The 12358-nt window shown below is 30.0% G+C and carries 14 protein-coding genes; 10 read left to right on the top strand and 4 right to left on the bottom strand.

Features of this window, described 5'->3' with window-relative positions; translation table 11 throughout:
• Positions 1 to 14 precede the first annotated feature (14 nt).
• The 5 genes from ABD766_RS09075 to ABD766_RS09055 are packed head-to-tail and all read left to right on the top strand — an operon-like array spanning position 15 to position 3576.
• Positions 15 to 518 (top strand): hypothetical protein, encoded by a 504-nt coding sequence (locus tag ABD766_RS09075; protein WP_344816376.1) that lies wholly within the window; start codon positions 15 to 17, stop codon positions 516 to 518.
• 30 nt (positions 519 to 548) lie between these two features.
• The gene (locus ABD766_RS09070; RefSeq protein WP_344816375.1) at positions 549 to 1400 is read left to right on the top strand and encodes a substrate-binding domain-containing protein; all 852 of its coding nucleotides are present in this window, start codon (positions 549 to 551) and stop codon (positions 1398 to 1400) included.
• A 19-nt stretch (positions 1401 to 1419) separates the two neighbouring features.
• Entirely contained in the window at positions 1420 to 2352 is a 933-nt protein-coding gene (locus ABD766_RS09065; protein ID WP_298304016.1) for a transglutaminase-like domain-containing protein, read from the top strand.
• A gap of 55 nt (positions 2353 to 2407) precedes the next feature.
• Positions 2408 to 2977 carry a DUF3575 domain-containing protein gene (locus ABD766_RS09060; protein ID WP_344816374.1) on the top strand — a complete coding sequence of 190 codons (570 nt, stop codon included), beginning with the start codon at positions 2408 to 2410 and terminating at the stop codon, positions 2975 to 2977.
• Between the two features lie 11 nt (positions 2978 to 2988).
• Positions 2989 to 3576 (top strand): hypothetical protein, encoded by a 588-nt coding sequence (locus tag ABD766_RS09055; protein WP_344816373.1) that lies wholly within the window; start codon positions 2989 to 2991, stop codon positions 3574 to 3576.
• Between the two features lie 32 nt (positions 3577 to 3608).
• On the opposite strand, the gene ABD766_RS09050 is transcribed toward ABD766_RS09055, so the two are convergent.
• Entirely contained in the window at positions 3609 to 4274 is a 666-nt protein-coding gene (locus tag ABD766_RS09050; RefSeq protein WP_344816372.1) for a uracil-DNA glycosylase, read from the bottom strand.
• Positions 4275 to 4357: 83 nt separating this feature from the next.
• Here ABD766_RS09050 and ABD766_RS09045 point away from each other — a divergent pair, with 83 nt between their 5' ends.
• From ABD766_RS09045 to ABD766_RS09035, 3 genes are all read left to right on the top strand, one after another.
• The gene (locus tag ABD766_RS09045; protein ID WP_344816496.1) at positions 4358 to 6526 is read left to right on the top strand and encodes an endonuclease MutS2; all 2169 of its coding nucleotides are present in this window, start codon (positions 4358 to 4360) and stop codon (positions 6524 to 6526) included.
• Between the two features lies 1 nt (position 6527).
• Positions 6528 to 6941, top strand: coding sequence for a thiol-disulfide oxidoreductase DCC family protein (locus ABD766_RS09040; RefSeq protein ID WP_344816371.1), 414 nt, complete (start codon positions 6528 to 6530; stop codon positions 6939 to 6941).
• 67 nt (positions 6942 to 7008) lie between these two features.
• Positions 7009 to 7146, top strand: a complete 138-nt coding sequence (locus ABD766_RS09035) for a hypothetical protein (RefSeq protein ID WP_298304004.1) — start codon at positions 7009 to 7011, stop codon at positions 7144 to 7146.
• A 41-nt stretch (positions 7147 to 7187) separates the two neighbouring features.
• Here ABD766_RS09035 and ABD766_RS09030 read toward each other — a convergent pair whose 3' ends face one another.
• From ABD766_RS09030 to aroC, 3 genes are all read right to left on the bottom strand, one after another.
• A complete protein-coding gene (locus tag ABD766_RS09030) occupies positions 7188 to 8267 on the bottom strand; it encodes a T9SS type A sorting domain-containing protein (RefSeq protein ID WP_344816370.1) in 1080 nt (359 codons plus the stop codon).
• A gap of 106 nt (positions 8268 to 8373) precedes the next feature.
• Positions 8374 to 9633 carry a dicarboxylate/amino acid:cation symporter gene (locus ABD766_RS09025; protein WP_344816369.1) on the bottom strand — a complete coding sequence of 420 codons (1260 nt, stop codon included), beginning with the start codon at positions 9631 to 9633 and terminating at the stop codon, positions 8374 to 8376.
• A complete protein-coding gene (gene aroC / locus ABD766_RS09020; RefSeq protein ID WP_344816368.1) occupies positions 9633 to 10700 on the bottom strand; it encodes a chorismate synthase in 1068 nt (355 codons plus the stop codon). The genes ABD766_RS09025 and aroC overlap by 1 nt, the downstream gene beginning before the upstream one ends.
• Before the next feature lie 153 nt (positions 10701 to 10853).
• Between aroC and ABD766_RS09015 the strand changes: the two genes are divergently transcribed.
• Together ABD766_RS09015 and ABD766_RS09010 are read left to right on the top strand one after the other, a co-directional pair.
• Positions 10854 to 11669 carry a hypothetical protein gene (locus tag ABD766_RS09015; RefSeq protein WP_344816367.1) on the top strand — a complete coding sequence of 272 codons (816 nt, stop codon included), beginning with the start codon at positions 10854 to 10856 and terminating at the stop codon, positions 11667 to 11669.
• A 178-nt stretch (positions 11670 to 11847) separates the two neighbouring features.
• Positions 11848 to 12351: a hypothetical protein gene (locus ABD766_RS09010; protein WP_344816366.1), complete on the top strand. Its 504-nt coding sequence runs from the start codon at positions 11848 to 11850 to the stop codon at positions 12349 to 12351.
• Positions 12352 to 12358 lie beyond the last annotated feature (7 nt).

The following is a 12358-nucleotide window of genomic DNA, read 5'->3' as shown; positions in this document are numbered from 1 at the left end:
GCAGTTTTCAGTTTATGAACTTTGAAGAAATAATAAAAAAAGTAAAACATGTTCCTTATGGAAGAAATTCTAATAGGTATGATTTTTCGTTAGTACTTTCTGAAAATAAAGGAACTTGTAGCTCAAAACATGCTTTTTTAAAGGATTATGCTGATGAAAATGATATTGAAAACGTAAAATTATATATTGGAATTTTTAAAATGAACGAAGTAAATACACCTAAATTAGGAGATTTACTTTCAAAAAGTGGTATTGACTACATTCCAGAGGCGCATTGTTATTTAAAGATTAATGGTATTCCGTTAGATGTCACAACTTCGGAATCATTTTACGATAAAATAAAAGAAGAAATTCTAGAAGAAATCGAGATAATTCCTAAAAAGGTTAGCGATTTTAAAGTAGATTATCACAAAGCTTTCTTGAAAAAATGGATTGAAGAAACCAATCAAAATTATACCTTTGATGAAATTTGGAGCATTAGAGAAGAATGTATTCAAAAACTCTCTGAACAATCTTAATACTTAATACTCCAATCTTAATACTAATAAATGAAAACTATAAAAATAGCAGGCGTTCCCGAACATTTCAATCTTCCATGGCATTTGTGTATTGAAAATGGCGAATTTGAAGCCGTTGGAATCGATTTACAATGGACTGATGTTCCTCAAGGTACAGGTAAAATGTGTCAAATGCTTCGCGATGGTGAAACTGATATTGCTGTAATTTTATCAGAAGGAATTGTAAAAGATATTAATGCTGGAAATCCTTCTAAAATTGTGCAAGTTTATGTTGAAAGTCCTTTAATTTGGGGAATTCATGTGGCTGCTAACTCCAATTTTAAAACGCTTTCTGATTTAGAAAATAAAAAAGTGGCTATCTCAAGATTAGGTTCAGGTTCACAATTAATGGCTTATGTTAATGCTAATAATCAAGGTTGGAATACTGAAAACCTGCAATTTGAAATCGTAAACACAATTGATGGCGCTGTTGAAAGTTTAACCAAAGGAGAATCCGATTATTTCATGTGGGAACATTTTATGACCAAACCTCTTGTAGATAAAGGAATTTTCAGAAGAATTGACGATTGCCCCACACCTTGGCCTTGTTTTGTAATTGCCGTTCGTGAAGAAATTTTGAAAAAGCATCCTAATGCCATTGAGCAAATTCTTGAAATTATTAATATCACAACGCAAGAGTTCAAAGAAATTCCGAGTATTGATAGAACATTGGCTACAAAATACCATCAAAAAATAGAAGATATTCAAGAATGGTTACGTTTAACAGAATGGTCGCAAAAGCCATTATCTGAAAAAATGTTAAACAAAATTCAAAATCAATTATTTGACCTCAAAATTATTGAGAAAAAAGGTACTTTTGCTGAACTTGTAAAAGCCATCTAGCTTTTTGCAAATTCTTAAAATGATAGAAAAAACAAAACTTTATTATTTGTACTTAAAAGACAAACTTACGGTAAAAAAACCTTGGGATATGGTAATTATTTTTGTTTTGAATGTACTTATAACCATACCAATTTTTATCATTTTACATCAAAATATTATTGAATTAGAATGGTCTTTACACATAGATAGAATACTTCTTTTTATTGTTCTTTTGGTTTTAATACAACTTATATTGAGAGCCATGAGAAAAATTACATTAATAAGTATTTTTCTCTATTTAATAGCATTAGTTTATGGAACTATTTTTGGAGGTTATGGCTTTCAAACCGTTTTTGAAGACTATCAATCAATGCTTTACACAATGAGTTATAATCCATATCCTCAAGATATTATTATTGACAAATTACTTCCTTTTCCAAATAAATCTAAGATACTTAATGCCATAGATTATTCTAATCCTAAAGTTAGAAATTTCTCTTTGATGGCAGTAAACAAACATTTTAAAGACGAAAAAGGATACAATGATTATTTTACCATAATTCAATGTTTTTCTGTGTTTAAAGAAATAAATAGCAATTGGAATTATGTAAGTGACCCAAAAGGTAGAGAATATATTGCTAGCGCTAGTGAATCAGCAAAATACTTGTCTGGTGATTGTGATGATCACTCTATTTTAATGGCGGCTTGTATTCGATCTATTGGTGGAATACCGAGACTTATTCACACTGACGGACATATTTATCCTGAAATCTTAATTGGAAAACAAGCCGATTTAGAAACCATAAATTATTTGGTAAAAAAAGTGCTTTTTCCTGAGGAAAGTAAAGGAAAATCATTGCATTACCATATTGATGAGCGTGGCAATATTTGGCTAAATTTAGATTATACAGCTAAATATCCTGGTGGACCATTTATGAATGAAGAAATTTTGAGTGCACTTACTTTAAATTAATTTTTCAAAACACATCAAATAAAATAGTATATTAGCTATTTAAAATCAGAATTATATGAAAAAAATAATAGGTTTATTCTTGTTGGGAACTTTGTTTGTTTCTGCACAAGAAAGTAGTCCTTTTGACAATAAAAAAAATGAATTTCGTGTCGATGTTCTATCAGCTATAGCTTACGGAAAGTTAAGTTTTAGTTATGAACGTTTTCTTGGAAAGGATTTTTCAGTTGGAGTAAATACTAATTTTTCTAATAGTCAAAAAATAGAAGATGATTTTAATGATGGTTTTAGAAATAACTTACCCAAGTATGAAATCAATCCATATGTGAGATATGCTTTGTCAAAAAGTAAATCACGTTATTATTTCGCTGAAATTTTTGCTTCTGCTAATGGTGGCGATTTTAAAGAAATTATAAGAGATACTGATTCAAATGGAAATGGGTTTTACACCATAAAAAAATCAAAGTATAACGATTTTGGACTTGGTGGTAGTTTAGGATACAAAATGTACTTTAAAGAATCTTGGGCTCTAGAGTTCTTGGTTGGTTTCGGTTCTAACTTGACCAAAAGAGAACAAAGTCCAGATGTAATATCACGAGTTGGAATTAATTTAGGTTATAGATTTTAAAAAAAAATAGTATGAAGACATTAAAAATAATAACACTACTAATTTTATTTGTAACAACATTCAATTCATGTGATACAAATGATGATGATTTTTATAATACAGAATATATATCTGTTCCAAATTTAGTTTCAATTCAAACGCAAGCTAATTATAATGTTGGCGATTATCTTTATGTAAATTCCTATATCAATCGTCTCTTAGCTGAACCAAATCAAACAAATTTATTAGATATTAGAAAAACGACCAACAATGCTCCTTCATTTGCTTTTAGCTATTTATTAGAAAAAAAAGTTGGAGATGAATGGATATTAGTTGATGCAAGCACTCCAAATATTGATTTAAATTTGGGTAAATTTGTAACAGGTGGTTTTTATAATGCCACAGCAGAATTTAATGTTGCTAATGATCGATATGAATTTTTATGTGGAATAAAATTGCCTTCTTCTGGGCAGTATCGTTTAAGTTTTGGTTACAATAGTTCTTCTACAAGTCAAGTTGAGATACGTTCCAACAGTAGTTCTGAAAGTATATCACTAACCATTTTTTCTGATGTAAGTAATTTAGATTCTGAAGGTTATTATAACTTTACAGTAAATTAAAATAGTAAATCCATCCTAAGTGATGGATTTTTTTACCATTCAATTTCTTTAAAGTTTTTACTTTTTAAAAATGAATTTGCTGCACTAAAATGTTTATTTCCAAACCAGAAACCTCTATTTGCACTCAACGGAGATGGATGTCCTGTTTCTATAACAAAATGTTTGGTTCTATCAATCTTTGCTCCTTTCTTCTTTGCAAATCCGCCCCATAAAAGAAAAACAACATGCTCTTTTTCATCAGAAATTTTTTTAATTACGGCATCAGTAAACTCTTCCCAACCTTTTTTTTGATGGCTACCTGCTTCACTTTCTCTAACTGTTAAGGTAGCGTTTAACAAAAGTACTCCTTGCCTAGCCCATCTTTCAAGATTTCCTGATATTGGAATTGGTAATTTCAAATCTTGTTTAATTTCTTTAAAAATATTAATTAGTGATGGAGGAAAAGTTACGCCATCGTTTACAGAAAAACATAAACCGTTGGCTTGACCAAATCCGTGATATGGATCTTGTCCTATTATTACAACTTTTACATCATTAAATGGACAATAATCGAAAGCTGAAAATATTTGATTATGATTAGGAAAACATCTGTGAGTTGCATATTCATTTTTAACAAATTCAACTAAATTGACAAAATAGCTCTTATCGAACTCCTCTTTCAATTTTTCCTTCCATGACGAATTAATTTCAATCAACATATCTTAATTTTTTACCAAAAATATAAAAATCTATTGCAATATGCTTGTCAACATTCGTAACTTTGAATTCACAAAATATTAGAATGATTTCTATCACCAATAAAACGCTTCAGGATTTAGAATTTGACACAATATTAAATACTATTTCAGAGCGATGTAATACCGAATTAGGCAAAATAAAAGCCCTTGAAATTACTCCATTTAAAGAGAAAAATCTTTTGATGGATAATTTGCTGCAAACCTCTGAGTACGTTTCCTCCTACTCAAATAATAATGCTATTCCAAATCACGGTTTTGATTCTATAAATAACGAGTTAAAATTTTTAGCCATTGATGGAAGTCAATTAGAAGTTTCTGGATTTAGAAAAATAGCAACGGTTTCAGAAACTGCAAATACTTTGATTTTATTTTTCAAGAAGTTTCTAGAGTATTATCCTAAACTGAATGAGAAAGCTAGTCAAATACAAGTTACCAAAGAAATTGTAAAATACATTGATGAAGTTATTGATAAACACGGAGAAGTAAGAGATAATGCTTCGCCAGATTTATTGAATATTCGTCGTGACATGAATGTTGTTCGTGGAAAAGTCAATCAAAGTTTTGGTATGGCAATGAGCCAATATAATTCTTTGGGATATTTGGATGACATCAAAGAAAGTTTTGTCGAAAACAGAAGAGTTTTAGCTGTTTTAGCAATGTACAGAAGAAAAGTGAAAGGTTCTATTTTAGGAAGTTCTAAAACAGGAAGTATTGCCTACATTGAGCCAGAAGCTACCTTAAAATATTCTAGAGAGTTGAACAACTTAGAATATGAAGAGAAAGAAGAAGTTACACGAATTTTGAAACAACTTGCCAATGACATTCGTCCGTTTCATGAATTAATTGTTAGTTATCAAGAGTTTTTGAGTGATGTTGATGTTATTGCTGCAAAAGCTAAGTATGCCAATAAAATCAATGGAATTCTACCAAATATTTCGGATAAAAAACGTTTGTATTTTAGAGATGCTTTGCATCCTATTCTTTATTTGAATAACAAATTAAAAAATGAGATAACACATCCGCAAACAATCGAATTGAATCCTGAAAGTACCATTATAGTTATTTCTGGACCAAATGCAGGTGGAAAAACAATTTCACTTAAAACGGTGGGATTACTTCAATTAATGCTACAAAGTGGTATCTTAATTCCTGTTCATGAACGTAGCGAAACCTTTCTTTTTGATAGAATTTTGACCGATATTGGAGATAATCAATCTATTGAAAATCATTTAAGTACCTACAGTTATCGTTTAAAAAACATGAACTACTTTTTGAAAAAATGTAATTCTAAAACGTTATTTTTAATTGACGAATTTGGTACTGGTTCTGACCCTGATTTAGGTGGCGCTTTGGCAGAAGTTTTCTTGGAAGAATTTTATCATAGAGAAGCTTTTGGTATTATTACAACGCATTATACTAATTTAAAAATATTAGCAAATGAATTACCAAATGCCACAAATGCCAACATGTTATTTGATGAAAGAACATTAGAACCAATGTATAAGTTGCACTTAGGACAAGCAGGAAGTTCTTTTACTTTTGAAGTTGCACAGAAAAATGGAATTCCATTTGGATTGATAAATAGAGCCAAAAAGAAAATTGAAGGTGGCAAAGTTAGATTTGACAAGACTATTGCAACTTTGCAAAAAGAGCGTTCTAAAATGGAAAAAACTTCTTTAAATTTGAAAGAAGAAGAATCTAAAGCTCGTGAAGAAAGCAAAAAAATGGAATCTATTAACGCTAAGATAAAAGATAAATTAGAACGTTACCAAGAATTGTATGATGCCAATCAGCGATTGATTTATATGGGACAAAAGATTGATGAAATTTCTTCAAATTATTTTAACAATAAAGATAAAAAAACACTTATTGGTGAATTTTTAAAAGTAGTAGAAATTGAAAATTCAAAACGAAAAAAAGCATCTGCTAAAGAATTAAAGGAAAAAGAAGTTATTCAAAAAAAGGTTGCCGAAGAGGTTAGAGTAAAAGTTGAGGAGATTCGACAAGAAAAGAAAGAGAAAAAATTAAAACTAAAAGAAGTTCCAGAAAAACCAAAAGTTGTACTTAAAATTGGTGATCGAGTTAGAATGTTTGATGGCAAAGCAGTTGGAACACTTGATGGTATTGAAAAAAACAAAGCAACTGTAAATTATGGAGTATTTACATCAAAAGTTAGTTTGGATGCTTTAGAATTTGTAGAAAGACCAAAATAATATGGAAGAATTACCAAAAGATAAAAAAATCATTCTTTTTGATGGAGTTTGCAATTTGTGTGATGCCACAGTTCAGTATGTAATAAAAAAAGATGTCAATGATACTTTTAGATTTGTTGCTATTCAATCTGAACTTGGACAAAAAATTATTGATTACATTAAAGTTGATACTTCTCAAACAGATAGTATTATTCTTTATATTCCAGGAAAGGCCTATTTTGTTAAGGCTGATGCGGCTTTTAATATTGCAAAAGATTTAGGAGGATTGATTAGTTTAACAAGTTACCTCTCTATACTTCCAAATTTTTTAAAAAATTTCGGATATGATTTTGTTGCCAAAAATAGATACAAATGGTATGGCAAAAAAGATAGCTGCATGATGCCAACTCCAGAGTTAAAATCTAAATTTCTCTAGTATGATATTTGTCATATTTCAATAAGTTTATTTGAAATACTTTTGAGTATCCTAAACAATTGAAATCATGAACAACTTATTGTTACCTCTTTATTCTCATGATAATGGAACTTTCATTATGATTGGAGTCTTTGCTTTAGTTATAATAGGATTAGTTGGAGCCGTTTTCCTTATGATGGGAAGTGATAAAAAGAAAAAAGACTAAGCAAATGCTTAGTCTTTTTTTTATTTAATAAAGAATACTAATTATTCTTTTATTACTTTTTTAGTAACCGTACCATCTGAGGTAACAACTTTCAATAAATAAACTCCTGAAGCTAAGTCAGCTATATTAATTTGAGCTTCTGTTCCGTTTAAAGAAGTATTCCTAACTACTCTTCCATTGATGTCAGATATACTAATATTGTTTAAAGTATATTTGCTATTTATATTCAATATATCATTAACTGGATTAGGATATAAATTTATAGTAACCAAAGAATCTTCAGCAAAAGTTACATTATTTAATAAGGTATCTGTATTTGATGCTCTAGTTAAATAATTATCAAAAACTATAGTTGAAGTAGCCGTATTAGCAGGTACTGGAGGATTTGCTGTAGCATTTGCTGCTACCACAACTTGAACAAAATCAACTTCATTAGGTACTAAATTTGGAACCCAAAAAGTATTAGCTAAACCTGTGCTAGGAGATGTTGGGCTTGTTTTCCATAAGGTTTGACCGGTTACAGTATTGTATGAACATCCTATAGTATACCATGTATTAGCATCTAGAATAAGACCACCTGTTGCTAAGTTTACTAAAAAAGTTCCAAATGTACCACCGTTATTTAAGTAACAAACACCTGAAAGAACTCTAGTATTTGTTGTGTAAACAAAACCAACTAATGATCTAGTATTTGCGCCATCTGCTCCAAAAACCCTCATGCCTATTTGGGTTCTACTATCTGTAATTGGACCAGTAAAAAAATCATATTCAAGTTCAACTATGTTGTTTCCAGTAGTTCTTGCATTCCATAAAAGATCAAATCCATCTTTCCACATAAATCTATTTCCTTTATCCCCATTTGGGCTTATAATTTGGAAACCATTACTAGAATTATTCCCATTAGCAACAACTTGAAAATTAGAATTACCAGCATTTGTAGATGTAGTAGGTGCTGTTCCGTTTGATGCAGCAGTTAAATAACCTGATAATCCTGGAGTTAGACCAGTAAAATCTGTACCAATATTACCAATTGGCAATGTGTTAAAATTTTCAGATTCAAGAACTTGAGCAAATAAAGATGCAGAAGAACTTAATAATAATAATAGTAGTAGTTTTTTCATATTTTTAAATTTAGATAAAGCCAAATATAAAGAAAATTTGTAGAAATTTATAATAAATAAAATGCTTTTAAACGTTTTTTTTAAACATTTTAACGTCATTTTTAAATTAATTTTTATCTATTTCCCATTTTCCTACAACTGAAGTAGCCAAAGCATTACCTAAAACATTAGTTGCACTTCTAAACATATCACAGAAATGATCAATCGGAAGAATTAAGGCGATACCTTCAATTGGAATATCAAACATTCCACAAGTAGCAGCTACTACAACTAAACTAGCTCTTGGAACACCAGCAATTCCTTTACTAGTTAGCATTAAAACCAAAAGCATTGTCATTTGTGTCCCTAAATCTAATGGGACACCATAAGCCTGTGCGATGAAAATACTTGCAAAAGTCATGTACATCATACTTCCATCAAGATTAAATGAATAACCTAAAGGCAACATGAATGAAACTATTTTATCTTTTACTCCAAATCGTTCCAATTCCTCTGTCAATTTTGGAAAAACGGCTTCACTACTTGTGGTTCCAAAGGCAATTATTAATGGACTAAGAATTCTTTTAAGTAAAGTTGTCATATGTCCTTTTAAAAATAAGTATCCTACAAGTAGAAGAACTATCCAAAGAGAAGAAATTCCAACTAAAAAAGAGCCGAAAAATTTGGCATAAGTCAACAACAATTCTTGCAAATCTCTAATGGCAAAAACTCCTGCAATGGCTCCAAATACTCCTATTGGAGCAAATTTCATTACATAATTTACCATTTTCAAAATTATATGTGAAATAACATCTAAAACTTTCACAACAGGTTTTGCATGATCACCAATAGATGCAGCAGCTAATCCGAAAAAAATTGAAAAAATTACAATCTGTAATATTTCATTGGTTGCTAGTGCTTCAAAAATACTTTTGGGAATAATATGTTCTATAAAATTTTGCGCAGAAAAACTTTTAGTTTTATCAGTAACTTCAGCAGCAGTAGAAACATCAACATCAGTCAAATTCAAACCAACACCAGGCTCAAGAATATTTACCCAAAACAAACCAATCAATAAGGAAATAAAAGAAGCAGTAAAAAACCATCCCATTGCCTTTCCTCCAATTCTACCTACCGATTTTATATCTCCTAATTTTGCAATTCCAACAACCAAAGTTGTAATTACTAATGGCGCAATAATCATTTGAACTAATCTGATGAAAATGGTTGCCAATATTTTTATTTTATCACTAAAATTTTTTGCAAATTCAGTTTCAAAATTATTATGAATATATATTCCGAGAATGGCTCCAAGGACCATTGCAATTAAAATTTGAACTGTTAGATTACTAAAAAATGATTTTTTTTGTTCTACTTGTGATGTCATTATTTTGTTTGATAAATTTTGTTTAGTAAATAAAAATCGGCCAAAACGATGGCAGCCATTGCTTCCACAATTGGAACCGCTCTTGGCACAACACAAGGATCATGACGACCTTTACCTTGTTGTTCTATGATTTCATTTTGATTAGTTAAAACTTCTTGCTTTTGAATTAAAGTTGCAACTGGTTTGAATGCAACTCTGAAATAGATGTCCATTCCATTAGAAATTCCGCCTTGAATTCCGCCTGACAGATTTGATTTTGTAGTTCCGTCTTCGTTGTACAAATCATTATGTTCACTACCTTTCATTTTGGCTCCGCAAAAACCGCTTCCAAATTCAAATCCTTTTACAGCATTTATGGATAGCATAGCTTTTCCTAATTCTGCGTGAAGCTTATCAAAAACTGGTTCACCTAATCCGATTGGAACATTTTGAATAACACAAGTTATGGTTCCGCCAATAGTATCACCTTGCTTTTTTATTTCTTTTATGTAAGCTTCCATTTTTTCGGCAGAAGCTAAATCTGGGCATCGAACGGCATTGGTTTCGGTTAATGAAAAATCTAAATCCTGATAAGGTTTATCAATAAAAATTTCACCAACTGATGAAACAAATGCATTGATTTTAATATCATTTAAAACTTGTTTAGCAATAGCTCCAGCAACTACTCTACTCGCTGTTTCTCTTGCTGAACTTCTTCCACCGCCACGATAATCACGAATTCCGTATTTTTTTTTGTAAACATAATCAGCATGACTTGGTCGATAAGAATCTTTTATATGTGAATAATCATCCGATTTTTGATTGGTATTTGGAATGATAAAACCAATTGGAGTTCCAGTTGTTTTTCCTTCAAATATTCCGGATAATAATTGAACTTCATCTTCTTCTTTTCGTTGCGTAACGATAGTAGATTGTCCTGGTTTACGACGTTGCATTTCTTTTTGAATAGCTTCAATATCTAATTCAATTCCTGGCGGACATCCATCAATTATTCCTCCGAGCGCATCTCCATGAGATTCTCCAAAAGTTGTAATCCTAAAAAGTGTTCCGTAGCTATTTCCAGCCATTTTTAATAGTTTTGAACAAATATAGTTGAATTGTTTATAGTTTAAAAGTTTAACAATTAAATTTAATTAAGAATTCAATTTGTAAAATGATTATTACATTTGATTAGTGTTAAATTATTTTTATTAATTTAGCCAAAATCAAATAAATTAGATATGAAAACTAAATTTTTAATTACATCATTGTTACTTATTTTATTAACTTCTTGCTCAAGCGATAATGACAATAATACTGATGATGGAAATGAAGTACCAACTGAATTCATGCCTTTAAAAAACAGTAACTTTTGGACCTACAATGTTGATAGTGATATTAGTAGTAGCATAAATCCTTTAACAAGGGATTCGATATATGTTTCTGGTGATACATTAATAAATTCAGTAACTTATAAAAAAATTAAATCCTTAACAATTCCTACAGGTTTTTTCAGTTCAACTTTAAGAAATAATGGAATAAAAATTGACGGTAGTAAATTACTTATGACCGGGAATTTTAGTTTTGATTTCGGTTTGACTTCACCTATTAATCTTGGAGTTACAGATTTTATTTTTTTTAAAGAAAATGCTACTGTTGGTCAAGTCTTAAGTACTGCTTCAGGTACAATTAATCAAACAGTTCAAACTTATCCTTTAACAATTGATTATACTTTAAAATCAGTATATAATGGTAGTCAAGCTACTTACGTTTTTCCAAATGGAGATGATTATAATGATATTAGAAAAACAAAAATTATATTAAACTTAAAGATTACAACTGTTCAAACTTTGTCTGGAGTCACATTTCCTATAACTATAATGAATGCACAAGATGTAATCGTATCTGATCAATTTTATAGTAAAAATGTTGGTATGATCTATGCAAATACTGTTTTAAATTATCAACTAAACAGTATTCCAAATGTAACTTTACCAATTCCTTCAACATTCAGTCAAACTCAGACAGAAAGTATAAATTCTTTTCTAATAAACTAAGTTTTTTTAAATAGCATTATTAAAGTGACAAATTGTGGTATATTCCAATTTGTCACTTTTTTTATCTAAAAATCAATGACTTAACTAGTATAAACTTGCATTTAGTATATTTTAACAACTAATGGCACAATAATTGACCAATAAACGTTGTTATAATATAAACTTAAATAACAATTTTATGAGGAAAGTAATTCTATCAGCGATGATGTTAATTGGATTAGCATTTACTGCACAAGCACAGGACATTTCAAAAAACGCATTAGGTTTGCGACTTGGAGACAACGATGGGTTTGGTGGTGAAATATCCTATCAAAGAGGTTTATCTAAAAACAATCGTTTAGAACTTGATTTGGGTTTTAGAAATAGTAATAATGTAGATGCCTTCAAACTAACTGGAATTTATCAATGGGTTTGGAATATTGATGGTGGTTTTAACTGGTACGCTGGTGTTGGTGGTGGTTTAGGAAGTTGGAGCTATGATTACAGAGCTAATGGAACTCAGTTCAAAGACAACGGAACGTTTGTTTTTGTTGCTGGTGATTTAGGTATTGAATATAACTTTAAAGAAGTGCCTATTCAATTATCTTTAGACATTAGACCTGAACTTTATTTTAACTCTGATAATTATCGAGATGATAATTTTGGTCCAGATTTAGCTTTAGGAATTAGATACAAATTCTAAATAAAAA

This window comes from Flavobacterium cheonanense (genome assembly GCF_039539185.1).
In the GTDB taxonomy this organism is placed as follows: domain Bacteria; phylum Bacteroidota; class Bacteroidia; order Flavobacteriales; family Flavobacteriaceae; genus Flavobacterium; species Flavobacterium cheonanense.
Note: the sequence above shows the minus strand (reverse complement) of the source record. Positions and strands in the feature narration are given on the sequence as shown.